This is a genomic window from Nonomuraea sediminis (assembly GCF_018531495.1).
Lineage (GTDB): Bacteria > Actinomycetota > Actinomycetes > Streptosporangiales > Streptosporangiaceae > Nonomuraea > Nonomuraea sediminis.
Genome location: NZ_JAHDTI010000004.1, coordinates 81,806 through 105,905 on the forward strand (window position 1 = coordinate 81,806; position 24,100 = coordinate 105,905).

At 68.5% G+C, this 24,100-nt stretch carries 24 protein-coding genes; 14 read left to right on the top strand and 10 right to left on the bottom strand.

Annotated elements, in window-relative coordinates:
• Nucleotides 1-13: 13 nt before the first annotated feature.
• Nucleotides 14-733 carry an SDR family NAD(P)-dependent oxidoreductase gene (locus KIK09_RS20240; RefSeq protein WP_214320841.1) on the bottom strand — a complete coding sequence of 240 codons (720 nt, stop codon included), beginning with the start codon at nt 731-733 and terminating at the stop codon, nt 14-16.
• A gap of 130 nt (nt 734-863) precedes the next feature.
• Here KIK09_RS20240 and KIK09_RS20245 point away from each other — a divergent pair, with 130 nt between their 5' ends.
• The 3 genes from KIK09_RS20245 (at nt 864) to KIK09_RS20255 (ending at nt 4,913) form a co-directional block, all read left to right on the top strand.
• Nucleotides 864-1,136 carry a WXG100 family type VII secretion target gene (locus KIK09_RS20245; RefSeq protein WP_214320842.1) on the top strand — a complete coding sequence of 91 codons (273 nt, stop codon included), beginning with the start codon at nt 864-866 and terminating at the stop codon, nt 1,134-1,136.
• 492 nt (nt 1,137-1,628) lie between these two features.
• Nucleotides 1,629-2,759 (top strand): type VII secretion-associated serine protease mycosin, encoded by a 1,131-nt coding sequence (gene mycP, locus KIK09_RS20250; RefSeq protein WP_214320843.1) that lies wholly within the window; start codon nt 1,629-1,631, stop codon nt 2,757-2,759.
• 99 nt (nt 2,760-2,858) lie between these two features.
• Nucleotides 2,859-4,913, top strand: coding sequence for a serine/threonine protein kinase (locus KIK09_RS20255; protein WP_214320844.1), 2,055 nt, complete (start codon nt 2,859-2,861; stop codon nt 4,911-4,913).
• A gap of 53 nt (nt 4,914-4,966) precedes the next feature.
• Here the strand turns inward: KIK09_RS20255 and KIK09_RS20260 are convergent, their stop codons facing one another.
• Together KIK09_RS20260 and KIK09_RS20265 are read right to left on the bottom strand one after the other, a co-directional pair.
• Nucleotides 4,967-6,118, bottom strand: a complete 1,152-nt coding sequence (locus KIK09_RS20260; protein WP_214320845.1) for a WXG100 family type VII secretion target — start codon at nt 6,116-6,118, stop codon at nt 4,967-4,969.
• Nucleotides 6,118-6,468, bottom strand: a complete 351-nt coding sequence (locus KIK09_RS20265) for a hypothetical protein (RefSeq protein WP_214320846.1) — start codon at nt 6,466-6,468, stop codon at nt 6,118-6,120. The genes KIK09_RS20260 and KIK09_RS20265 overlap by 1 nt, the downstream gene beginning before the upstream one ends.
• A 144-nt stretch (nt 6,469-6,612) precedes the next feature.
• On the opposite strand from KIK09_RS20265, the gene KIK09_RS20270 reads away from it, so the two are divergent.
• On the top strand, nt 6,613-6,840 hold the full coding sequence (locus tag KIK09_RS20270) for a hypothetical protein (protein WP_214320847.1): 228 nt from the start codon (nt 6,613-6,615) through the stop codon (nt 6,838-6,840).
• Here the strand turns inward: KIK09_RS20270 and KIK09_RS20275 are convergent, their stop codons facing one another.
• Both KIK09_RS20275 and eccCa read right to left on the bottom strand, forming a co-directional pair.
• A complete protein-coding gene (locus KIK09_RS20275) occupies nt 6,841-7,569 on the bottom strand; it encodes a hypothetical protein (RefSeq protein WP_214320848.1) in 729 nt (242 codons plus the stop codon).
• 3 nt (nt 7,570-7,572) lie between these two features.
• Complete coding sequence (eccCa, locus tag KIK09_RS20280) at nt 7,573-11,565, bottom strand: type VII secretion protein EccCa (protein ID WP_214320849.1); 3,993 nt, start codon at nt 11,563-11,565, stop codon at nt 7,573-7,575.
• Between the two features lie 115 nt (nt 11,566-11,680).
• Here eccCa and eccD point away from each other — a divergent pair, with 115 nt between their 5' ends.
• Entirely contained in the window at nt 11,681-13,141 is a 1,461-nt protein-coding gene (gene eccD, locus KIK09_RS20285; protein ID WP_214320850.1) for a type VII secretion integral membrane protein EccD, read from the top strand.
• Between the two features lie 138 nt (nt 13,142-13,279).
• On the opposite strand, the gene KIK09_RS20290 is transcribed toward eccD, so the two are convergent.
• A complete protein-coding gene (locus KIK09_RS20290; RefSeq protein ID WP_214320851.1) occupies nt 13,280-13,744 on the bottom strand; it encodes a YbaB/EbfC family nucleoid-associated protein in 465 nt (154 codons plus the stop codon).
• Between the two features lie 138 nt (nt 13,745-13,882).
• On the opposite strand from KIK09_RS20290, the gene KIK09_RS20295 reads away from it, so the two are divergent.
• The 3 genes from KIK09_RS20295 (at nt 13,883) to KIK09_RS20305 (ending at nt 15,581) form a co-directional block, all read left to right on the top strand.
• Nucleotides 13,883-14,185, top strand: a complete 303-nt coding sequence (locus KIK09_RS20295; RefSeq protein ID WP_214320852.1) for a hypothetical protein — start codon at nt 13,883-13,885, stop codon at nt 14,183-14,185.
• On the top strand, nt 14,182-15,072 hold the full coding sequence (locus tag KIK09_RS20300) for a hypothetical protein (protein WP_214320853.1): 891 nt from the start codon (nt 14,182-14,184) through the stop codon (nt 15,070-15,072). Before KIK09_RS20295 ends, KIK09_RS20300 begins: the two co-directional genes overlap by 4 nt.
• Nucleotides 15,073-15,137: 65 nt before the next feature.
• Complete coding sequence (locus KIK09_RS20305; protein ID WP_214320854.1) at nt 15,138-15,581, top strand: YbaB/EbfC family nucleoid-associated protein; 444 nt, start codon at nt 15,138-15,140, stop codon at nt 15,579-15,581.
• 9 nt (nt 15,582-15,590) lie between these two features.
• Here KIK09_RS20305 and KIK09_RS20310 read toward each other — a convergent pair whose 3' ends face one another.
• Both KIK09_RS20310 and KIK09_RS20315 read right to left on the bottom strand, forming a co-directional pair.
• On the bottom strand, nt 15,591-16,244 hold the full coding sequence (locus KIK09_RS20310) for a hypothetical protein (protein ID WP_214320855.1): 654 nt from the start codon (nt 16,242-16,244) through the stop codon (nt 15,591-15,593).
• An 11-nt stretch (nt 16,245-16,255) separates the two neighbouring features.
• A complete protein-coding gene (locus KIK09_RS20315) occupies nt 16,256-17,377 on the bottom strand; it encodes a hypothetical protein (protein ID WP_214320856.1) in 1,122 nt (373 codons plus the stop codon).
• 341 nt (nt 17,378-17,718) lie between these two features.
• On the opposite strand from KIK09_RS20315, the gene KIK09_RS20320 reads away from it, so the two are divergent.
• The 6 genes from KIK09_RS20320 to KIK09_RS20345 all read left to right on the top strand — a co-directional run bounded on the left by KIK09_RS20320 (nt 17,719) and on the right by KIK09_RS20345 (nt 22,063).
• Nucleotides 17,719-18,090, top strand: coding sequence for a WXG100 family type VII secretion target (locus tag KIK09_RS20320; RefSeq protein ID WP_214320857.1), 372 nt, complete (start codon nt 17,719-17,721; stop codon nt 18,088-18,090).
• A gap of 45 nt (nt 18,091-18,135) precedes the next feature.
• Nucleotides 18,136-18,444 carry a WXG100 family type VII secretion target gene (locus KIK09_RS20325; protein ID WP_214320858.1) on the top strand — a complete coding sequence of 103 codons (309 nt, stop codon included), beginning with the start codon at nt 18,136-18,138 and terminating at the stop codon, nt 18,442-18,444.
• Nucleotides 18,445-18,521: 77 nt separating this feature from the next.
• The gene (locus KIK09_RS20330) at nt 18,522-18,917 is read left to right on the top strand and encodes a hypothetical protein (protein WP_214320859.1); all 396 of its coding nucleotides are present in this window, start codon (nt 18,522-18,524) and stop codon (nt 18,915-18,917) included.
• Nucleotides 18,918-18,925: 8 nt separating this feature from the next.
• Entirely contained in the window at nt 18,926-20,227 is a 1,302-nt protein-coding gene (locus KIK09_RS20335; protein ID WP_214320860.1) for a WXG100 family type VII secretion target, read from the top strand.
• A 14-nt stretch (nt 20,228-20,241) separates the two neighbouring features.
• Entirely contained in the window at nt 20,242-21,270 is a 1,029-nt protein-coding gene (locus KIK09_RS20340; RefSeq protein WP_214320861.1) for a hypothetical protein, read from the top strand.
• Nucleotide 21,271: 1 nt separating this feature from the next.
• Nucleotides 21,272-22,063: a hypothetical protein gene (locus KIK09_RS20345; protein WP_214320862.1), complete on the top strand. Its 792-nt coding sequence runs from the start codon at nt 21,272-21,274 to the stop codon at nt 22,061-22,063.
• Here KIK09_RS20345 and KIK09_RS20350 read toward each other — a convergent pair.
• Nucleotides 22,051-22,407 carry a YbaB/EbfC family nucleoid-associated protein gene (locus KIK09_RS20350; RefSeq protein WP_214320863.1) on the bottom strand — a complete coding sequence of 119 codons (357 nt, stop codon included), beginning with the start codon at nt 22,405-22,407 and terminating at the stop codon, nt 22,051-22,053. The two genes, KIK09_RS20345 and KIK09_RS20350, sit on opposite strands and share 13 nt — an antisense overlap.
• 2 nt (nt 22,408-22,409) lie before the next feature.
• Nucleotides 22,410-24,095 (bottom strand): LysM peptidoglycan-binding domain-containing protein, encoded by a 1,686-nt coding sequence (locus KIK09_RS20355; RefSeq protein WP_214320864.1) that lies wholly within the window; start codon nt 24,093-24,095, stop codon nt 22,410-22,412.
• Nucleotides 24,096-24,100: the final 5 nt, after the last annotated feature.

The following is a 24,100-nucleotide window of genomic DNA, read 5'->3' on the forward strand; positions in this document are numbered from 1 at the left end:
TAGGCAACTGCCCTCAGCGGCCCAGGTACGCGCCCCCGTTGAGATGGATGACCTGGCCCGTGAGATGCCGCGCTCCCCTGGAGGCCACGAACAGCACGGTGTCGGCCACGTCGGCCGGCGTGCCCGGACGGCCGTTCCTGGTGTTCTCCACCCGGGCCCTGATGCCCTCCTCGGTCAGGCGGCCGCGGAAGAACTCCGTGTCGACCACGATCCCGGGCGCGACCACGTTCGCGGTGATGCCACGCGGGCCGAGCTCGGCAGCCAGGTCGGCGGTCCACGACTCGACGGCCGCCTTGGCCGCGCCGTACGAGCCCGAACCTGTGCCGCGGGCGGCGATCGAGCCGATCGAGATGATCCTGGCGCCCTTCGGCATCCTGGGCAGCAGGGCGGTCGTGACGAGCACGGCCGACAGCAGGTTCGCGTTGAGGTTGGCCCACCAGGCCTCGGCGACGTCGATCAGCTCGGGCGCCTGCTGCCGATCCAGGTTGGTGTTGCCGCCGGCGTTGTTGACCAGCACGTCCACCCGGACGGGCAGCTCGTCGAGCGCCTCCTTGACGGCCACCGGGCGGGCGGCGTCGAAGGCGACGTAGGAGGCGCCCAGGCGGCCTGCGGCCTCCTTGAGCACGTGCTCGCGGCGGCCGGTGATCGTGACCCGGTCACCCAGCGAGACGAACGCCGCGGCGATCGCGTATCCGATCCCGGTGCCGCCGCCGGTCACCACAACCTCGCGCATGGCATCCCTTTGATCCGAATAATCCTCTGGAAGACCATAGCCGCTCGGCATAACCGGAGGCGATGGGCCCCTGCGATGCCTATGGTGAGGTCGCTCTCACGTCGATCTCACGTCGGTCTTGGAGGTATGCATGAGCCAGAGCCTGCTCGGTGGCGACCCCGGTGAAATGCAGCTGATGGCCACCCAGTTCACCCAGCAGTCGGAGGCGGTCCGCACCACGATGACGGCGCTCGACAGGGAGGCCGCCAAGGTCGGCACCGCGTGGACGGGGCCGGGGGCCGAGCGCTTCAACGGCGCCTGGCAGAACTACCGGACCGCCTTCCAGCGCATGACCGAGGAACTCCAGGAGGCGGCGCGCGTCATCAACACCTACCGCGGCAACATCGAATCCGCCACGCGATAACTACATCCTGCTGTACGGCGGGCCGCCGCGAACGGCCGCCCGCCGTACTCCCACTACATCCTGCTGTTGTACGGCGGGCCGCCGAGAACGGCCGCCCGCCGTACTCCGGCCGAGGGCCCGTGCCCGGCGCTTGCGGCGAGTCGATGACGCTTGCCCGCCGTCACGGCGCTTCGTCACCCCGGCGCCACGGCCCCCTGGCCTGCCGTACCTGCGCGCCGGACAATCGCCGCGCTTCTCCTCGCCGACCCCGGCGCCACGGCCCCCTGGCCCGCCGTATCTTTGCGCCGGACAACCACCGCACGCCTCCTCGCCGACCCCGGCGCGGGGCGCGTCACGCTTTTCCGGCCTGCCGTGTAGATGCGCTGTCGCGGTGCGTCGCGTTTTTCTGGCCCGCCGTACTTTGCGCTGCGATTCTTCCTCGCCCTGGCGTGCCGTGACCTCTGGGGTTGTTCGGGGGTTGGGGTTTATGGGGGTTTAGTAGGCTCTGGCGGCATGATCGGTCGAGGCGTTCTGGCGGGTGTGCTGGCGCTTGGCTCCGGGGGGATCGTTCCGGCGCAGGCCAGGGCGGAACCCGACTGCAATCCGCCCATCGGGCACTACACGATGGCCGAGTCGTGGGCGCAGCGCAGGCTCGACATCAAGCGCGTCTGGCCGCTGACCCGGGGTGAGGGCGTCACCGTCGCGGTGATCGACAGCGGCGTCGACCAGAACCATCCGCAGATCCGGCTGGCGGGCAAGGCCGATCTGACCAACACCACGTTCCGCGACTGCGTGGGACACGGCACCGCGGTGGCGGGGATCCTGGCGGGGCAGTACATCAAGGGGTCGGCGTTCTACGGCGTGGCGCCGGGCGTCAGGCTGCTGTCCATCAAGCAGTCCAACGAGGACACCGGCGACGTGGCCCTGCTCGCCAAGGCGATCAGGACCGCCGCCGACCTGGGCGCCCGCGTCATCAACGTCTCCATCCAGGCCTCCGACCAGCCGGACCTGCGCGACGCGGTCAAATACGCGCTGTGGAAGGACGTCGTCATCGTCGCGGCGGCGGGCAACAGCGAGAACAGCAACGAGGGCCCCGCCTACCCGGCCTCCTACGACGGCGTGCTGTCCGTCGGCTCGGCCAACCCCGACGGCAAGCGGTCCGACTTCTCCAACGTGGACTCCACCGTCTCGGTGCTCGGCCCGGGGCAGGACATCATCTCGACGTGGCCGCGCAAGGCCTACGCCAGCGGGCTGAAGGGCACCAGCTTCGCCACGCCGTACGTGGCGGGGGTGGCCGCCCTGGTGCGCTCCCGCTTCCCCCGGCTGGACCAGGTCAGGGTACGGCAGCGCATCATCGCTACCGCCGACGGCGAGCTTGGCAAGGGCACCGGGGCCGGCATGGTGAACCCGCTGCTGGCCGTGACCGCGATCCTGCCGTCCGAGCAGGTAGCCGTGGCCCCGCCCGCGCAGCCGCCGCTGCCGGCCACCGCCATCCGGAAGGTGCCCCCGCCCGACACCCGCGCGATGAACGTCGCCGGAGCCGTCGCCGGGGGCGCGCTGCTGCTCACCGGGCTGCTTGTCGCGGCGTCCCGAGTCGTCCCATTGGGGAGAAAAAGGGGCTGGCGTGCCAGTAGGGCGAATTGACGGTGAAATGTCATAGATCGTAACCGAAACCCCTGATGCGTATGGGGCGTATTTGGCTAAAGTGTCCCTCGATCATGGTGCTCTGTTGGAAGGACATTCATGGCGGAGAAGGACTCTTCGCAGCCGGAGCACGCCCGGCGCATGGGCGATTATGACATCGTCGGCCGGCTCGGTGATGGCCCCCGTGGCACCGTCTACCTGGGTAAGGAGTCCGCGGACTCCGACGTCGTGGCGATCAAGACCGTCCCCGGCGCCGACCCTGAGTTCGTGCCGCGGCTCAAGAGCGTCAAGCGGGTATCGAGCGCCTACGTGGCGCGCACGATCGACGCGGGGATCGCGGACGGCGTGCCGTACATCGTCAGGGAGAACGTCGAAGGCCGCTCGCTTGCCGAGGTAGTCGAGCACGAGGGACCACTGGACGGCGACGCGCTCGAGCGCGTGGCCGTCGGGACACTGACCGCGCTGACCGCCATCCACCTGGCCGGGCTCGCACACCGGGGGCTGACCCCGCGCAACGTCATCCTCACGGCCGACGGGCCGCGAGTAACCGACTTCGAGATGGGCGACCCCGTCGGCGAGGTGGCCTACCAGGCGCCCGAACAGGTCGCCGGGTTGCAGTACGGGCCCTATGCCGACGTCTTCGCCTGGGCCGCGACCGTGGTGTTCGCGGGGACCGGCGCCGCGCCGTTCGACCAGAACCCCGAGGCCGTGCTGAACGCCGAGCCCGAACTCGGTGCGCTGCCCCAGCAGCTGCGCGAGGTCGTGGCGACGGCGCTGGCCAAGGACGTGGCCGGCAGGCCGACCGCCTACACCGCGCTGCTGCGCCTGCTCGGCGACAAGGCACCGGCGATGCAGTCGGTCATGCCCGTGCCGCCGCAGGGCGAGCCGATCGAGGGCGTGCCGATCGAGGGCGTCCCGGTCGCGATGCCGGTGCCGCTGCCCCAGGCGATCCCGCAGCAGCCGACGCAGCAGATGTGGGGACCGCCGCCGGGCGCCCCGCAGGCGCAGCCGCAGCAGAACTGGACGCCGCCGAACACGCTGCAGGGCCAGACCACCGCGGCGGCGAAGAAGAAGCCGTTCCCGATCGGCCTGGTGGCCGGCGTGGCCGCGGTGGCGCTGGTGTCGGGCCTCGGCCTGTGGGGCGCCAGTCGCTACTCGACGGTCCACCTGACCACCGTCGCCGAGCAGGCCGCGGCCTCCAAGCCGAGCGCCGGCTCCGGGGCGACCTCCTCGGACGGGACGGTCGGCGTGCCGCAGAACGGCCAGCCGACCCAGGCGGCCCAGCCGGGCACGACCCAGCAGCCGCAGCAGCCGCAGGTGGTCGTGACCGCGCCCTGGGCGGCCACGCCCAGCCCGGACGACGACGGGGTGGTGCCGCTGGTCCTGCCGACGGACTCCAGCCTGCCGCCCTCGAACGTGCCGGTGCTGACGCAGGTCCCGACGCCGGTGCCGACGCAGCCGGTGGTCGTGCCCACCCAGCCGGCGACCGTGACCGTCCAGGCGACGCCCACCAATGACAGGCGCGGGCACGGCAAGCCGACCGACAAGCCGAAGGACAACCAGGACGACCAGAAGCCGACTCCCACGGCCACGGTCACCAAGACGGTCGAGCCCTCGCCGGAGGGAACCCCCACCACGAGCCCGACCCAGCCTCAGTCCGCGACCCCCACGCCGTCCCCCACCGAGGGCAGGCCATCGGACAAGCCCACGGACAAGCCCACGGACAAGCCCACGGAGAAGCCGACCCAGACGCAGAAGCCGGAAGAGCCCAAGCCAACTCCCACGAGGACCACTGAGCAGCCGAAGCCGACGCAGGCGCCCGCCCCGGCGCAGAAGTACACCCCCACTCAGGTGTGCGGCTCCGGATTTTACGTCCAGCGCCAGCAGCCTGTAGAGGGTGGCACCGTCTATCAGCTGTACAACAGCGGTACGGGCGAGAACTGCGTGGTCACGCTGAAGTCCGGCGACGACGTGGGCAAGTCCACCCCCGTCAGCGCCAGGCTCGAAGTGCAGGGCGGCGAGAGCAGGACCGACAGCGGCAATTACGAGTGGTACGCCGGTCCGGTGAAGCTCGTCGCCAAGGGCAAGTGTGTGAGGTTCGCCGGTAGCGCTGGTTCCAGCGCCACCGTCTCGGCCTGGGGTAACTGCGGTTGATCCAGCGATAGCGCAAAAGGCGGCCGGGGAGTTCCCCGGCCGCCTTTCCCGTCTCAGTAGGGGCGGTAGCCGCCGCCGTGCTCGATGGAGTAGATGCCAGGGTGGTGCGCCATGTCCCCGTAGCGCTTGTAGGTGTACAGGACCCCGGCGATGATGTTGTCCACCGGGTCGAGGATCTGCTTGTGCCCGGGCAGGGAGTTGGCATCGAACGTGGGCGGGATCGTCTGCATCAGCCCCTGCGACGGCACGCCGTTCTGGGCGTTGATGTCCCAGTTGTTGATGGCACTCGGGTTGCCGCCGGACTCGTGGTAGATCACGGTCCAGATGCGCTCGATGTCCTTGGGGTCGTTCGGGTCGAGGTCGTCGACGTTGATGCCGCGTTTGGCCAGCGCATCCTTCATCTCCGGCGACTTCATGATCGTGATGGCCTGCTTGATCCAGTCGACGATCTTCTCCTTGGGCTGCGGTGTCGTGCCGCCCGAGGAGGTCCCCGTGTAGTCGTAGGAGCCCGTCCCGCCGCCGTCCGAATTGCCGCTGCCGCCGTCGGCGGAGGCCGACTCGGTCCCGCCCGTGGAGTCCTTCGGCGGCGTGGCCACCCAGTGCACCTTGTGGTTCGGGTCGGCCCAGGTCTGGTCGCCTGCCTTCGGGATGTCCTCGAAGAGCAGTTTCTCCTCGCCGAAGCGCTTGTTGATGGCCTTCATCGCCGTCGACAGCGCCGTGTCGGCAGTATCCACGTACGGCTGGGCCGTCCCGACGTACGAGTTGACCGTCTTGGAGATCTCGTCGTCGACGTTGACCTTCGGGTCGTCGGATTCCTTGCCCTTGTAGCGCGCCCTGATGGTGGCGACGTCCGTGAGCAGGTCGTTGCCGGCCCCGTCGACGAGCCCCTTGGCCTTCTCCAGCGCCCTGGCCGCGTCGTCCAGCGACATGGCGCAGTCGACGAGGGCGTTGTTGAGCGCGGTGCCCGCCGTGCCGTACTTGGTCATGTAGGCCACGAACGCGTCGGCCGACTCGCCGCTCCAGCCCTTGTCGACCTTGGTCACACCGCCCTCCAGGCGGTTCATGTTGCCCAGGGCGTCGTTGCCGGCGTTGCGCCAGCGCTGGGCGATGCGCCGGATCTCGGCCGGGTTGCCGTCGACCTTGTCCATGAGCGCGGTGAACTTCTCGCCGTCCTTGAGTGCGGCTATCGCGGCGCGGTCGGCCATCACTCGCCCTTTCCGCCGGAGGCGGAGTTGGCATTCGTCACGTTCTTGATGACGTCGTCCAGCGCGCGTTCCACGCCGTCGAGGCGGCTCTTGGCGGTGCCCAGTTCCTCGCCCATCTTGTTCTCCACGCTCTCCACGGCGCCGCTCATGCCCTCCGAGTTGGGCAGCTTGCCGAAGATCTTGGATTCGGGGCGCTTGGCGGGGATGTCGCCGCCGAAGTCACTGGTGGCCTGGCTGTCCCAGTTGTCGGCCGGCTTGCCGCCCTTGAGCTTGACGAGGTCGATGGCCCGGTCGTGAACCGACTCCTGGAGGTCCTTGAGTGCCTTCTGGCTCCACTCCACCCCTGCCACCGGCAACCTCTTTCTGGCCTGTTGACGGAAAAGACGATATTGATGTTACTTGTGAGGCACGCGTGGAATAAGAGCTCCGAGAGCATAGTGTCCCATTCGAGCCTTCATGGCGCGTCCAGCGGGCTCTCGGGGGCCGCCGACGATTTGGACGAGGACGTCACGGCCCTGAGGACGGATCTCAGCGGCCTGGGCGACATCTGGGGACACGGCCTGCTGGGTGCCACGCTCGGCGACCTGGACACGTCACTGAAACGCCGCCTGTTCGAGCGGTGCGCCGAACTCGCCGAGGAGTACCGGGGCTCCTCGGGCAAGGTCGGCAAGATGTCCGATGTGCACCACGCGGCGGAGTCCGAGATCATCCGACAGATCTGACTACGGGCCGGCGTCGGGCCGCCGCCCGGTCTCGTCCCAGAGATCGAGGATGCGCTGAGCCTTCCTGCCCTCCTTGCTGCCCGGGGAATCCATGGCTTTCTGCATCAGCTCCCATCGCGTGGGCAGCGGCTTCGGAGCGGTCTCGGACAGCGGCCTGGCCGCCTCCTTGGCCGCCTTCGCCGCGGCCTCCTTCTCCAGCGCCGCGGCCTGCTTCTCCAGCTTGATCTCCGCCCGTTTGAAGATCATCCGCCCGATCCACTTCAGCGCGTTGAGCGTCAGCCGCCACAGCAACTTCAGCAGCGCGCCGATCAGCCTGATGCCCCGCTCGGCCATCCACCACCCGGCCGCGCCGAACTTCCCTGAGCTCCACAACCACCGCACCAGCTTGTAGCCGGCCCAGACGGACGTGGCGATGAAGGCGGCGATCGGGACGCTGGCGGAGACCTCACCCGCCGCCAGCAACAGCGTCGCCTGCTTGGTGTCCTGGGCCTGCGCCGAGGTGCCGTCCTGGGACACCAATCGGTCGTGCATGGCCGTCACGCCGTCACCCGCGTTGGCCGCCAGGACCCCCTCGGCCGCACCGTCCGCCCGCCCGTTGTGGCGGTCGATGGTGTCGGCGAAGGAGATCAACCGGCGGCCCGACGCGAGCAGATCCCGGGGATCGACGTCGGGCAGCGGATGGCCCGTGAGTGCGAACGCGAACTTGACCGTGGTGGGCAGCTCGAGCACCTGTCACTCCTCCGGCTGCGGGATCGGCATGAACGCCGTCTGGACGAGGCGGTTGCCGAACCTCCGATCGACGTGATACCCGCGGCCCACCGGGAGCGGATGCGGGCGGATGTTGCCGAAGACGAAGCCCTCGTCCTTGTTGCCCGACAGGACCACGGCCGGGCTGGCCATGTCCTTGATCTTGGTGATGACCGGGTCGAACATGGCCCGGCCGATACCACCCATCTGGCGCGCCATCACCAGGTGCAGCCCGATGTCGCGGGCCTGAGGCAGCAGGTCGGCCAGCGGCGCCAGCGGGTTGTTGGAGGTGGCCACCAGGTCGTAGTCGTCGACCACGATGTACAGGTCCGAGCCCTGCCACCAGCTGCGCGACCTGAGCTGTTCGGGCGTCAGGTCGGCCGGTGGCAGCCGCTTGAGCAGCGCCTCCTTGGCGTTCTCGATCAGTTCCGCGGCCGCCGTGCTGGAGGCCGCGTAGCCGATGCGGTGCTCGGTGACCGCGCTGTCCAGCAGCGACCTGCGGTAGTCGATGACGATCATCATCGCGTCCCGCGGCGGCATCCGCGCCACGATGCCCTCGCTGATCAGCCGCAGCAGGTTCGACTTCCCGCTCTCGGTGTCGCCCACGACGATGAAGTGCGGGTCGGCGTCGAAGTCGAGCAGCACCGGCTCAAGCGCCTGCTCGTCGATGCCGATGGGGATCCGCTTGGGCCCCGTCTCCTCCGGCCCCGGCAGCGTCTCCGCGGGCAGTACGGCCGGCAGCAACCGGATCCCCGGCGCGGACGGACCCTGCCAGGCACCCCGCACGGCCTCGACCATGGTCCGCACGCCGGCCGCCAGGTCCTCGGTCTCCTGCACGCCGTCGATCCTGGGCAGCGCGGACAGGAAGTGCATCCCGTCCTTGGTGAGCCCGCGTCCCGGCACGCCCTCGGGCACGGCCATCGCGGCCTTGCGGTTGACCTCGGACTCGTAGGCGTCACCGAGCTTGAGCTCGATCCTGGTGCCGAACAGGTCGCGGATGCCGGGGCGGAACTCCGACCACTTGTTGGTCGCGGCCACCACGTGGATGCCGTAGCCCAGGCCGCGCGCGGCCAGGTCGGTGATGATCGGCTCGAGCTGATCGAACTCCTGGCGGATCGTCAGCCAGCCGTCCACGACCAGGAAGATGTCGCCCCAGCCGTCGCCCTCGATCTGGCCGTCGGCCATCATCTTGCGGTAGGTCGGCATCGAGTCGACGCCCTGCTCGCCGAAGCGGCGTTCGCGGTCCTTGAGGATGCCGGCGACCTCGGCCACCATCCGGCGGACGCGGTCGCCGTCCAGGCGCGAGGCCACGCCGCCGACGTGGGGGAGCCCGTCGAGCGACCCGAGCGCGCCACCACCGAAGTCCAGGCAGTAGAACTGCACCTGGCGCGGGGTGTGGGTGAGCGCCATGCTGGAGATCAGCGTCCGCAGCACGGTGCTCTTGCCGCTCTGCGTGCCGCCCGCGAGGCCGACGTGTCCGGCGGCGCCGGACAGGTCCAGCCAGAACGGGTCACGGCGCTGCTCGAACGGCTTGTCGATGATGCCCACGACCGCCTGCAGCCGCCCGCGCCCCGGCCAGGCCGCGGTCGTCAGGCCCAGCTCGGGCGTGACCGACAGCGGCGGCAGCAGGTGCAGCAGCGTAGGCGGCTCGCCCAGCGGCGGCAGCCAGATCCGGTGAGCCGACGGCCCCCGGTCCTTGAGCCGGCCGACCACCAGGTCGAGCAGGCTGATCTGCGGCCCCTTGTCCTGGACGTCGACCGTGGACTCACCCGGCAGCTCGGCGGGCTGGGGCACGGGCTGGTAGGCCGTGCCGTACTCCACCACCTCGGGGATGGGGGCGCCGCCCGCGGCGGAGGAGGCCGAGCGCGGGTCGGCCTGGTACGGGCCGGAGACGTAGGCGGCCTTGAAGCGGGTCATGGCGGTGGTCTCGAACTTCAGGTAGCCGTTGCCCGGCGCGGAGGGCAGCTCGTAGGCGTCGGCCACGCCCAGGACCACCCGCGACTCCATCGCCGAGAAGGTACGCAGGCCGACCCGGTAGGACAGGTGCGTGTCCAGGCCGCGCAGCCGGCCCTCCTCCAGCCGTTGCGAGGCCAGCAGCAGGTGCACGCCGAGCGACCGGCCCAGCCGGCCGATCATCACGAACAGTTCGATGAACTCCGGCTTGGCCGACAGCAGCTCGCTGAACTCGTCCAGGACGACGAACAGGGTCGGCATCGGCGCCAGCGGCGCGCCCTGCTCGCGGGCGCGCTCGTAGTCGCGCAGCGAGGCGTAGTTGCCCGCGGACCGCAGCAGCTCCTGGCGCCGCACCATCTCGCCGTGCAGCGCGTCGTGCATGCGGTCGACCAGAGGCAGCTCGTCCTCGAGGTTGGTGATGACCGCGGAGACGTGCGAGAGCCCCTCGAGCCCCAGGAACGTCGCGCCACCCTTGAAGTCGACCAGCACGAAGTTGAGCGTCTCCGAGGAGTGCGTGATCGCCAGGCCGAGCACGAGCGTGCGCAGCAGCTCGCTCTTGCCGGAGCCGGTGGCGCCGATGACCAGGCCGTGCGGTCCCATGCCGCCCTGGGCGGACTCCTTGATGTCCAGCTCGACCACGCGCCCGTCGGAGCCCAGGCCGATCGGCACGCGCAGCCGGTTCCGTCCCGCCCTGGGGCGCCAGGTCTGCGCCGTGTCCAGCCGGGTCGGGTCGCCCACGCCGAGCAGATCCGTCAGCGTGGTGTTGATCGACAGCACGTCCTGCGTCTCCGTGCTGCCCGCCCCGCTGGACAGCCGCAGCGGCGCGAGCTGCCTGGCCAGGCCTTCCGACTTGAGGAAGCCGAGCCCGTCGGGCGCGCCCAGGCGCGTCATGCTCTCCTTGCCGGCGTGGTCGATCTTGATCATGTAGAAGCCGTCGGGCTGGATCTCCAGCCGCAGCATGGCCCTCTCCTCCACCAGGCCGGTGGAGTCCGACAGGTCGATCACGGTGACGCCCTGGATGGCGTCCATGCCCAGCTGAGAGTCCAGCGGCACGTGCCCGCCGTCCACGATCAGCACGTGGTACGGCAGAGCCTCCGAGGGGGAGCCTGGCTTGAACCTGGCCCGTTCCTTCAGCTCCCCGCCCACCAACTGGTCGAGCTCGCTCAGGTTCTCCGACATGAGCCGGACCTGCCCCGCCGCGTCCGTCTCCTCGGGGTGCAGGGCGTGGGGCAGCCACTTCACCCAGTCCCAGTGCGGCATCCACTCCGGGCTCGCGCAGATCATGATCCGCATGTCGTCGGGGGAGTGGAAGACGGTCATCTGCGCGATCATGGCGCGGACCAGGTCACGCATGGCCTGTGGCTCGCCGCGCATCCTGATGCGGGCGAAGGAGCCCAGTGCCACCGCCACCGGCAACTCCGACACCGTGGAGTGGGCGCGCACGAACCGGCGCAGCGCGCCGGCCGACAACGCGTCCAGGTCCTCGACCGGCTTGGAGTCCGGCGGGACGAGCTGGATGCCCAGCTTCTGCACGCCGGTGCCGAGCCGTACCGTGCTGAAGTCCTCATCGCGCGGTCGGCGCTCCCACAGCCGTGGGCCCATCGCGGTCCACCAGAGCGTGTCGGGCGCGGGCCCGCTCCACTCCAGGGCCTCGCGCTGCTGCCTGGCAGCCCTGCGCGACCTCTTCCTGGCCTGTGACAGGTAGCGGAAGTAGTCGCGGCGCAGCCCGTTGAGCCGGTACTTGCGCTCACCCGCCTGCCGGCCCATCTGGCCGATGCTCATGCCCACCATCGAGAAGGCGAACAGGCCGCTGGCCACGTACATCAGCGGGCTGCCCGAGCCGCCCGAGGTGAACATCAGGGCCATGGCCGCGCCGCCGGCCACCATCGGCATGTATGTCAGGATCATCATGAGACCCTGCCCCTGCACCTCGGGGATCTCCGGCGGCGACTCCAGGAGGATCTCCCCGCGCGGTGGCTTGGGGCTGGGACGGCGCTCGGGGCGCCGGACGATGACGATGCTCACCCTGGGATTGCCTCCAATGGTTGAGGAAGACTTTCTTACCAGAAGCGCACATACCTCCGCTTGACCGATATCTTCGTGCTGTCGTGATGGCTGTGGCAAAAGGGGAGAAAAAGGCGTGAAGTCGCTGTCCCAGAGAGCGCCGGGTCCCGTGCCCCAGAACGCTCTGCCTCAGTCGGCGCTGCCGCAGACACCCGCGCCGCTGCCGCCGCTGTGCCACGTGACGATCGTCGCGCCGCGTAGGCGGGCCGACCTGGCCCTCCCTTCCGACCTCCCCCTGCCCAACGTCCTGCCGGGACTGTTGCGCGCGGTGGGCGAGGTGGGCGGCGACGCGAGCGCCGCCCCTGGCTGGGTGCTGCAGCGCCCCGGCGGCGCGCCGCTGGACATCAGCCAGAGCCTGGGCGCGCTCGGCGTGCTCGACGGCGAGGTGCTCTACCTGCGCCCGCGCGAGGCGGCCATTCCGCCCGCGCTCTTCGACGACGTGGCCGACGTGGTCGCCACCGGCGTCAAGGAGCGCTCGACCACGTGGACGCCCTCGCACACGCGCAGGCTCGGCATCGGCGCCGCCGCCGCGCTGCTGTCCGCAGGGCCCCTGGCCCTGGTGCTGGCGGGCCCGCCCTGGCTGCTCGCCGCGATCATCGCGGGCGCGCTCGCGCTGCTGCTCGTGGCCACGGGCGCGGTCCTGTCGCGGGCGATGGGTGACTCGGGCGCCGGTGCCGCGGTGGGTTACGCGGCCCTGCCGTACGGCTTCCTCGCGGGACTGCTCGCGCCTGCCACGGACGCGCAGAGCATGCTGCAGCTCGGCGCGCCCAGCCTGCTGTCGGCGCTGGCCGCGACGGCGCTGGTGGCGGCCTTCGCCGGGGCGCTGACCGCCGACGGGCTCGCGGGCTTCCTCGGCACGGCCATCGCCTCCGTGGCAGGGGCGGCCGGCGCGGCCGTGGTGATGATCTGGGGCACCTCGGCGGCCGGGGTGGCGGCGGTGACCGCGACCGTGCTGCTGGCGTTCAGCCCGCTGATCCCGACGCTGTCGTTCAAGCTGGCCAGGCTGCCGCTGCCGAACATGCCGACCACCGCCGAGGAACTGCGCAACGACAACTCGCTGCTCGACGCGAGCTCCATCGTGGAGCGCACCGCCCAGGCCAGGAGCTACGTCACCGGCATGATCACCGGGATCGCGCTGATGGTCCTGGCCGCACAGGTGCTGCTCGTGCTCGACGGCGGGTGGATTGCGCAGACCATGAGCGTGGTCCTGGCACTGACCACGATCATGCGGGCACGCGTCTTCCAGGGACCGCCGCAGCGGGTCTGGCTCGTGGTCGTGGGGCTGACCGGGCTCGTGCTGCTCGCCGTCTCGTTCAGCGTCGGCCGCGGCGGGATCGCGGCCGCGGTCGCCGCGATCGCGCTGCTGTGGGTGGCGCTGACGGCCGTGGGGATGGGCATGTGGCTGCCGACGGGCAAGCCGTCGCCCTTCTGGGGCCGCGCGGGGGACATCCTCGACCTGGTGCTGATCGCCGCCCTGTTCCCGCTCGCGCTCGGCGTCCTGGACATCTACTCCTGGGTGCGCGGCCTGGCAGGCTGACTTCTCCCGTACGGCGGGCCGCCGCCACCGGCCGCCCGCCGCACTTCGGCCGAGGACCCGCGTCCGGCGCTTGCGGCGAGTCGGTGCCGCGTACCCGCCGTCACGGCGTGCCTAGCCCCGGCACCACGGTCACCGGCATCACCAGTCGTTGCGGCGTGTGAGGCGCTCGATCTCGGACAGGCTGCTCTCCACCGTCATGGTGAACGAGTCCTGGATGTCCTTGGTCTGGCGCTGGAGCGCGTCCAGGTCAAGCGGGAAGCGGGCGGCATCACCGCCCATGGCCTGGGCCAGCAGCTCCTCGCCCTGGCGCTGCGCGCTGTCCTGGGCCACCCGCACCGCCTCCACGATCTCCTCGCTCAGCTCCGCGCTGCTCAGGCGCATGGCGCGCGGCTCCAGCTCGATCCGGTCCAGACGCCCGCCGTTGTCGACGACGGCCCCGACCATCCCGCTGCGGCTCGCGCCCTTCCCGGTGATCGAGGCCAGCTCGTCGGTCATGTCGGCGAGCCGCCGCAGCGATTCCTCGCTGTCTCTGACCATCCGCTCGAGGTTCTCAGGCAGCAGGTCGTCCGGCTGGAAGTAGGACATCGGTTTCCCTTCAGGCATGGATCTTCCATGATCCAGCCAAAGTGATCTCCGTTAACCCGCGCCGAACTGTCCAGGACAATCCCGTGAACTCCGGTTACCTCCGTGATTTCCGCTTCTAACGTGACATTTGTAGGTTTCTGGGAGTTTGGGGGACTTGTGGGTCTGGATATCCACGTCACGTCGCGTGGCATCGCGCACCTGGGCGTCCGGGTGGGCATGGAGCTGAGGCCGATCTTCACCGGTCTGAGCGCAGCGGTTCCCGCCACCGATGTCGCGGGACTGGGTTTCGGCGCGATGGGCCATCTGCAGCTCACGTCGGCGTACGCGGACGCGCAGCTCATGGCCACGCATTTCCTGGACGGCGCCGCCGAGGTCGTCCGTAGTTGGGAGGACCTGCTCCAGACGGCCTCCCAGAACTGGGCGATGGCCGAACAGGCGAACGTGGTGCTCTACCAGTGAGCACGCCGGAGTTCGATCCCCGCATCGCCCATCCGATCGACCCGACCTCGGGCTTCGAGCGCAGCTCGTCCGGCCTCTACACGCCCAAGGGGACCGCCGCGACCTCCCTGGGAGAGGCCGCCGTGCCCAAGGTGGCGCCCCCTGCCGGGCCGGGGCCGACCCCGCAGGGGCTGCAGGCGATGCGCATGGCAGGGCGGATCTCCAAGTTCGTCCTTCCGGCCGCGCTGCTGGCGGCCACCGCGCTGGTGAACGAGCCCGGCATCGCGCAGGCCGCCACCAACTGGGCCACGGGCCTGTCCATGCCGCTGGACGACGGGGTCAAGATGACCTCGCCCAACATCATCAACGAGTCGCGCAAGAACTGGAAGGCCGAGGACCAGGAGGCCTTCGAGGGCGCCGTGGCCCGGCTGTCCGGCGAGGTGGCCAAGCTGCGGGACTCCTTCAAGAGCGTGGGCGGCGTGGTGGACGAGGTGGGCGGCACCATCCGCAAGTACTGGATGGAGCTCGGCATCGCCGCCGTCGCCGTGCTCGCGGCCGCTCTGGCCGTCCAGTTGGCCAAGCGCTTCCCGCAGTTCCGGCTGGCGGCGATGCTGCAGGAGATCGCGATCGGCAAGCTCGCGTGGGGGACCACGGCGTTCCTGCTGACGCAGCTGGGATTCCTGTTCGGGTCGTCGGCCCGGGCGATCACGATGGAGACCAGGAAATGGCACCAGCTCCAGTACGTGACGCCCACCGGGGCACTGGCGATCGACTTCGCCAAGGCCAAGATCGACATCCACAACCTGCCCTCCTACAACCAGCCCACGACGCCGGGTCAGCTGCCGCCGGGGAGCCAGCAGTTCGACTGGCTGGCGCCCAAGCGGGACCTGCCGGAGAAGGCACCATGATTGCGTATAAGTGGCGCTTGGCGTAGCTTGCTCGGCATTTGGCGATTCAGGAGGATGGAGTAGCGATGCAGGAGTTCGGGGACTTCGCCAACATCGATATCGACAAGCTGCTCAAGACCGCCGACAACCAGTTCGCCCGGGTTGAAGAGTTGCAGAAGACCATGGCCGACCTGGTCGGGCGGGCCGAGGACGAGGACGGGCTGGTCTCGGCGGGCTTCACGGCCGCCGGGCTCACCGAGCTGGAGCTCCACCCGAAGGCGATGCGGCTCAGCTCCGGCGAACTGTCGGAGAAGATCAAGCAGGTGGTCCGCGCCGCGTCCGACGACCTGCAGCGGCAGATCAACAGCGCGATGAACGACGTTTTCGGCGAGGAGGACAACCCGATGCGGTTCGTCGACGACCCCGACGCCGCGCTGGAGCAGGTCAGGAGCGCTGAGGCTGCCTACAACCGGACGTTCGAGGACGTGATGGGCGAACTCGACCGCATCCGCCGCCGCCTGGACCTCTGAGTTCAGGCCTCAGGCCTTCTGGGCCCAATTCATCTTCACCTTCTTGAAGTCGGGCGAGCCGCCCTCGGGAGTCTTGGCCTCGCCCGCGATCGTCTGGGCCTCGTACTCGTGCAAGCCCGCCACGATCAGCAGGACCCCGCCGGCGGCCGCAGCCACCATCCCCTGCTTCTCCAGCACGCCGGACAGCACCGTGTAGATCCTGGAGGCTTTCGCCCACCCAGCGAGACGCATCATCGGAGACACCGGGCCCAGGGGGATGGTGACAGTACTGAGCCAGGCGGTCGTCAGCAGGGCGGCGCTGGCGGTGAGGCATACGTAGCCGGATACCGTCGTGGTCGTGGCCGAACACTGAACGGTGTCGCAGGCGCTCTTCACGCCCCTGACGGCCTGGTCGATCTGCTTGACCAGCTCAGTGACATTGTTGTTGAACTCCGCCTTGTCCTTGGCGGTCCACTCCTCGGGAGCGGTGGCCGTCTTCGTCTTCCCCAGGTTCTCCTTGCTCGTATTGAGGAGATCGGCCGTTTTCGCGTACTTGTCGGCCACGCCCTGCTGTGATTCGTCGCTTCCCGTCATCAGGCCGATGATCGGAGGGAGTGCCCAGGTGGGACCGCCGAGCAGGCCGGCCGCGCATACGCTGGTCGCCGCCGCGGATTCGAAGATCACGAGCGAGTCCATCAGGGGTGTCCCGTCGGGTTGTTGTGGTCCTTGGCCGCCTGCCAGACGGCAGAGGTCTTCTTGAGCGCGGCGTCCCAGCGGGTCATCAGCATCGAGCCCTCGACGAGATAGTCGGCTACGGCGCTTCTCGCCTTGTCGTGGGCGAGGCCGAGGTGCAGGCCCACGACGCCGAACGCCGGGGCGAACGCGTGGTTGCCGCTGGCGGTTTCGAAGGCCTCGTGCATGTGCGGGGAGACGTCGTTGATCACGATGCCCGCGACGTTCTTGGTGGGGTCGTCGCCGATCTGCTTGGTCTCCTTGTCGGAACTGCCGGGCTTGCCTCCGTCGTCCTGGCCTGTGCCGTCTTTGCCGGTGCCCGTCCCGTCTTTGCCGGTGCCCGTCCCGTCCTTGCCTGTGCCGTCCTTGCCTGTGCCGTTCTTCGGGTCGGTGCCGCCTCCGCCTCCCCCGCCGGGGATGGACGTGCCCGGGTCGCCGGATCCACCTGTGTCGCCGGGCTTTTTGGCGTCCTTGGGGTCCTTGGGGTCGCCTGTACCGGGGTCCTTGGGGTCCTTGGGGTCCTTGGGGTCGCCCGTGCCGGGGTCCTTGGGGTCTTTGGGGTCGCCCGTGCCGGGGGTCTTGGGGTCGCCTGTGCCGGGGGCGTTGGGATCCCCTGTGCCCGGGTCCTGCTGAGAGCCCTGGTTGGCGGGGAGGGTGTTGGTGGGGTCCTGGGAGTTGCCCGCGTCGCCGGGGACCTGGTTGCTCGCCGGGTCCGTGCCCTGATCCCCGGACGCGTCCGAGTTCTGGGGGTCCTTCTGGTCGCCCTGGTCGGCGTTCTTCTGGTCGGCGTCCTGCTTCTTGTCGTCGGTGTCGTGCTTCTTGTCGTCCTTGAGGTGCGGGTTCGGCGGGCCCTGCTTGTCGACCGCGTGACCTTGATCGTGATGGTGGCCGTGGTGCTGGTCGTGGCCGCCATGGTGTTGATCGTTGTGATGGCCGCTGTGGTGGTCGTGCGAGGTGTGGTGCGTCTGCCCGCCGGACGTTGTCATGCCGGGGACCGAGACTTGCGAGACGACTGTCTGGTCCGACCCGCCGCCCATGGGCGCGGCGACGGTGGCCTGAGTCGTGGACGATCCCCAGTTGATCAAGCTGTCCACACTACGTTGCTCGCTCACTGTCCCCTCCGACCGTGGCCCCGTGATCGAGACCGTATCTCAAGGCGGGGCACCAGGCACAGAAGGGACGAAAGCCTACGCGTGTTGACTAGGAGTTCACGATCCGCGTCAATGGCGAAAATGGCCCCTCACCTGCATGTTTGCCCAAAAGCCCACTAGGTGTTATAGATCCGTGATCTACATACTTGTTAGTTATGTTGCTAGAGATAGCTACCGTGTCCTTTGATAGTTTTTGTGACGATCGTGCCGTCGTCTGCGCATGGCCGCATCGATGAGGCTCTGCGCTGCGTTGGATCTCGCGAGAGGGAGTTTCAGTGAGCATCACCGGCTATAGCCCAGAGAAGCTCGTGCAGGCCGCCGGCCTCGTGGAACAGGCAGGGCAGGAAATCGAGGGCCTGCGCAAGGGCGTCGCGGCCAAAGTGCAGGAGCTCCTCGGCGCGGCCAGGCAGATCAACCCGAGGGACGTCGGCTGGGGCGGAGACGCCGCTGAGCGCTACAGGCTCGCCATGCAGGACTGGGATCTCCAGGCGAAGAACATCCTGGACAGTCTGGAGCGGATCTTCGACAACCTGAACATCAGCGCCGGGCAGTACCGCAAGGCGGCTGACGACAACATGAACCTCAACGTGGGTGCCAACACCAACGCTGTGAACGACCTCATCAACCGCCCGGTGCCCGCAGCCTGATCCAGCCTCGAGCCGGCTCTGAACTCGCCAGGAACGGAGAACCACATGTCCGACCAGACCGTCGTCAACTTCATCAAGATGGAGGAGGCGCAGGGCCACCTGCTCAACGTGGTCACGAAGCTCGACAAGATCACCGACGATCTGTACAAGAACGTGCAGGGCATCCTGTCCGAGCACTGGTTCGACGACTCCAGCGGCGCGCGCACCATGTTCGACGAGGAGCGCGCCAAGTGGGACGTCGCCGAGCAGCAGATGGGTAGCGACCTGCACACGGCCGCCCAGGCGCTCGGTATCGCGAACAGCAACTACCAGGCCGCCGAGAACTTCAACCGCAAGCTCTGGTCTCAGCACTGAAGACGTACGCCTCTCGCCCTGGTCATTGCCCTTGCGGGTGGTGGCCGGGCGTACGGCTTTTTACGGAGGAGTGAAGCATGCTCATCGAAGAAGGGGACGGCAGCTCCTTCACCCTCGACCCGAACTGGAAGGGGCTGGGCGGGGACGTCCCGCTCAAGTACGACGTGGGCCAGATGCGGGCTGTCGTACGGGAGATCCGGGACTCTCTGTCCGGCATCCAAGGGGCGGGCTCTGACGACGGCTACACCACGGGCTCGCCCAACAGCATCAAGGCTCACTGTCAGCTGGACGAGAAGCAGATCGGCGCGTGGGATGACGCCCTGGCGTTCGGCAAGACCGTGGGCAAGAGCAGCGGGGGCTCCAAGTTTGACCAGGCCTACAGCGAGTGGGCCAAAGCCGTGTTCGCGGTCCTCGACGCGATCGAGGCCAACGCCGACGTGTACGCAAAGACGAATCCGACACAAGAGGCCTGAGGTGGCTCGTGGCTAAGCGCGAGGAACTGGTCATCTGGGCGTCCGTGACCCCGCAGGGGGCGGAGGTCAACAAGTCCAAGGCGGAGATCGAGAAGCTGCTCGAGGACACCGAGCCGCTCATGATCGATGATGCCGGCTTCGCCTACATGCACGCGGCCAGCGCCGTGCAGGCGGTCACCAAGGCGTTGCAGGACCATCATGGCAGGCTGGCCGAGATCTGGCAGGGCCCGACCTCGGCGGAAGTGCAGACGGCCCTGCAACTTCTGCACGCCACCGGCACCGAGCTGTCGACGAAGATGGACCAGATGAGCACGGCGCTGCGGTTGTACGCCCAGCGCGTGCCCGAGGCGCTGCAGAACGTCCAGAAAATCGAGACCGACCTGAAGGAGAAGGACGGCACCTACTCCTCCGGGTCGATGGCCATCGCGGGCTCGTACGTCCCGCAGAGCACCAAGGATGAGGCCGCAAACATCCAGGCTCGCAAGATCATGCACGAGCTGAACCAGCAGATCTCCGAGATCTACGCGGTCAACGTGCCGTACAGCGTGACCTACGAGGTGCCGACCGTTGAGACCCCCAGCGGGGACCCCAACCAGATTCCGGTGGTCTACGCGGACAACTCGCCGGGCGACGGCCGGCACCCGGGCAAGTACACCCCGGTGGAGAAGAACCACGTCACCGACCCCGGGCACCGCACCACGGATCCCGGGACCACCGGCCACGACAGCACCGGCGGCCATGACCAGGGCGACAAGCCCGGCGGCGCGGACCACACGGGCGGCGGCAAGGACGACGGGTCCACCGGGTCGGACCACCACACCGGCGACAACGGCAACGGTGGTACGGATCACCCGGGTGGCTCTGATCAGAACGGGACCAACCCGGACGGTTCGCACTCCGACACCACGGCCGGCCGGCCGGGCGACACGTCGAGCACGAGTCACGACCGCCAGACCACCGTGCCCTCCGTGATCGACCACAACCCACGGCAGAGCGAGGTGGCCACCTTCACGCCCACCACCGTCACGCCGCACACCCCGACACCGCAGACCTGGGCGCCGAACACGCTCGCCGCGCCGAACGGCGCGACGCCGAGTGTGCCGTCGGTGCTGGGCGAGCCGGCGCCGTTCCCGGGCAACGGGCTGGCGGCGGGCGCGCGTGGCGTGGCGAGCGGCAACGGGACGTTCCCATGGATGCCGATGGGCGGGGGTGCGGGCGAGGGCGAGTCCTTCGAGCACACCCCTGAACTGCAGGGTGATCGGGACGACTGGGCGGTGCCGCACACGGTGACCGAGCCCCGTATCGGCTGAAGCCAGGAGGAGACATGGCGGATTCCAACGATCTCGAGGCCAAGCTCAACCAGCTCATCGGCCAGCAGGGGGCGAGCTCCGGCACTGGGCTGCAGTTCAAGCCAGGGAAGCTGGCTGAGTCCGGAAAGAAGATCGACGGCACCGTCGGTGTCGTGGACGGCTTCATCAAGCGGTCGGGCGGTATCAGCACGGGCTGGCTGGGCTGCGGCCTCACCGGTCGATCGATCGACAACGGCCATGAGAAGACACTCGAACAGAACGGCAAGACCCTCGAGGTGGCCAAGCAAGCCCTGGACTCCTGGAAGGTGGCGCTGAAGGCCGGCGATGCCGCCTACCAGGCAGCCGATGACAACAGTGGTGGGAAGAAAGGCGGCGATCTGGGGGGCGGCCCTGGCAACATAGGTGACTTCGGAGGGCTCGGAAACGGCAAGGGAATAGTCCCGGGGGACTACAAGACTCCTGATTTCAAGGACCCCAAGCTGAACAACCCCGACCTGAAGAACCCGGACCTCAACAACCCCGATCTCAAGAACCCGGACCTGAAGAACCCGGACCTCAACAACCCGGACCTGAAGAACCCGGACCTCAACAACCCCGATCTCAAGAACCCGGACCTGAAGAACCCGGACTTGAAGAACCCCGATCTCAAGAACCCGAACCTCTCAGGCCTCGACCCGAGCAAGACCGGCATGGACGGTCTCAATATCAAGGACCCCACGAAGACGGGTCTGTCGGACTTCGATCCGTCGAGCATCAAGACTTCTCAGACCCCCACCACGAAGATGCCCGATCTCACGGCCTCGCCAGGTTCGCCGGCCGGCCTGCTCAGCGGAGATGGTGTCGGCTCTGGTTCGTCGCTGTCCGGTGCCGGGAAGCTGGGCAGTGGCATGGGCGGCATGCCGTTCATGCCACTCGGCGGGATGGGACAAGGGGGAAACGAAGACAAGCCGGGCAATGGATCCGACCTGCTGAGAGCCGATGAGAGCGATTTCATGGGCGACGACATGACAACGGACGCCGTTCTCCGGCACGAAGGCGCGTGACATGGTTGCATTGGGTGAAGACGTCTTCGGTTATACCGGCGCCATGGGTCGGTACACGCTGGCGGCCGCGATGGCGAGCAGTGCCGCCTATTTTCTGCGCCGGCCCTCCGCGTGGGGCATAGCGGCGGCGATCACGGCGACGACGGCCGATCCGCACTCGGTGTCCCAGGCTGCCGTTCAGTTGAGGACCGAGGACAAGGGCGGGCAGACCAAGGAGATCGCCCAGATCGAAACAGAGGTCACGAAGCTTCTGGACTTCCTGAAGGACGAGGCGAAGTACGCCGGGACAACGGCCGATGTCGTGCGGGGCCAGCTCACCAAGTTTCTCGAAGAAACAAAGAAGGTGCCCGACCTGTTCAATGCTCCCGCGGACACTCTCGATGCGGCGGCCAAGAAGTACAATGCGCTGTCCTACGTGGCTCTCGGCCTGGCGACCGCCCTGTGGGCGTGGCGCATACTCGAGCAGGTCAGCTGGTGCACGTGGGTGAACCCTGCGGCGAGAATGACCTACGAGGTAAGCAAGGAAATGGGGCTGAGGGCCCTCTGGGCCATTGCGAAGCCGTTACTGGGCAAGGCCGCGATGTTCGCGACCGCCGCGGGCGGCCTCTTCACCTACGTCATGATGAAGAGCCAGGAGCAGGCGATGCACTTCAACGACGTGAAGGCCAGCCTGCCCGCCGACTTCAGCGGCACCGGCCTGGCGTACGACCCCAAGTCCGGCATGGTCCCGAAGTCCGTCGGCCAATCGCAGATCCCCGGTATAAACGTGGACTCGTCGCTCTACCCGGCCTGATCGTTCGCCAGTTCGGAAACGATCCTCTCGAGCTGCGTGCGTGCCTCCTCTGCCGAGGGGAGCACGCCGAGCACGGTCAGCGCCCTGTCGGCCTGCTTGTCCTGGGCGCGCCTCACCGTGGTGGTGATCTCTCGCGCGAGAGTGTCACGGTCCATTCGCATCGCGCGCGGGTTCAGCTGCACCTCGCGAACTCTGCCCCGGGCATCCACGATCGCCCTGACGAGACCGTTCTCGTTTTCCAGGACGAGGTCCTCGAGGCGGGCCGCCGTGGACGCGGCCCGCTCCGCCTCGCCGACGGCGCGTTCCACGTCGTAGGCGGCCTGCTCGAGATCCTCCGGACGCACCGTCAACGTCCTCCGACCTGTGGCACCGGAATCTCGGGAATGGTGAGGAAGACGCCCTGTTTCAGCAGGTTGGGGTCGGGCCCGATCACGTTTCGATTGGCGTTGTAGATCGTGCGCCAGTACGCATCCGTACCGTAGACCTGGCGCGAGATCTCGGACAGGGTGCCACCAGTCGATATCTGAACCCGTCCACCGCCCACCGTGTTGTGCTGTTGCGGCGGTGGTGGCGGCGGCTGCGCCGGCGGATCGGGAATCCGCGGCGTCACGTGGTCCGTGCGGTGGACCGGATCCGGATAGATCGTGCCGGGCGCGAGGGCGGGCGGCGGGGATCCGGCGTTGAACGGCACCACGGCCCTGATCGCCGTGCTCGGGACGAACCCGAGAATCGACGACTGGACCATCGTGTTCAGGTTGGAGAAGCCCCTCGCCATGGCATTGTTCTGCGTTGCCCGCACCCACAAGGGCGCGTCGTCCGCGCGGACGGTCGGCATCTCGCGCGGCGGGTAGAGCGCGAACGGGTCGCCCGCCATGTCTCTCGTGGGGAGCCTGATGTATCTGCCGTTGGGGTCGAGCCCGATGGTCGAGCGGAACCCGGCCAGGCGCGCCGGGTCAGGCTTGATCGTGAGCCCGAGCCTGTCCGCGTTGTTGCGCGCCCAGACCGACAGCGTGGAGGAGTCGGGGAAGAGGCGGCCCACCGCCCCGTTCGCCCCGCCCGCGACCGTGCCGATGAAGAGCCCGTCGAAGAGCGTGGAGTCCGTCATCCAGTTCTTCAGCGACGTCTTGTCACCGCGCGGCACCCAAGGTTTGGGGTCCTTGCCGAAGGCCCGGTCGATGATGATCGTCGGGATGGAGCCTGCCGCGAAGCCGATCGCCATGTTCCTCAGCAAGGGGTTACGAGCGCCGAGGCCCACGAGGCCGGTGGTGCGCCCAAGCGTCCCGAACGCGCCGCCGGCGCCACCCACGAACAGCAGTTCGGCCAGGCCTTGCACCGACCAGTCGAAGGGGCGGACCTTCGAGTTGAAGGGGTGCATGATCAGTCGGCTGATCTCGCCGGCGGCGTAGTTGCCTCCCAGGGACCAGAGGCTCACCTTGGTGTAGCCCTGCAGAGCGCTGCGGAAGGCCTGGCCGAAGGAGACCGGAGTCTTGGAGTAGAGCCCGAGCTTCATGATCTTGAGCTTGCTCAGTAACCTGGCGACCCTGGCCAGGAAGGCGACGAGGATCCCGAGGATCCTGGGGGCCTGGCCGACCAACCTGGTCAGGACCGGTGCCGCTCTTACCCACCAGACCGCGATCCCGCCCATGACCGCCGAGAGGGCGATTCCCTGGAGGATCACCTCGACTGCCACCTTGAGCAGCAGCCGGAACTGACGCTTGGTCTCCTTGGTCGCGTCCGCCGCCGCTACCAGCGTCGTTTGCGCGAGGCGGCATCTGCCGGCGAGATCCTTACGCGCCTCGGGGTCCAGTCGCCGTATCTTCAGCCACTCGTCGAATTCGGCACGGGCGTCGCCGTGCCAGGCCTTACGCAGCTTGCCGGTGGACTTTTCGACGGTCGGCCCGACCTTGTCGATGTCGTCGGCCAGCACCCCGGCGGCCTCAGCCATGTCCCTGAGCTTGCGCTCGTCCTCGTCGCTGCCCAGGGTGGTCAGACATCTCCAGAGGATTTGCGGGATATCGAGGATGTTAGCCATGTGTT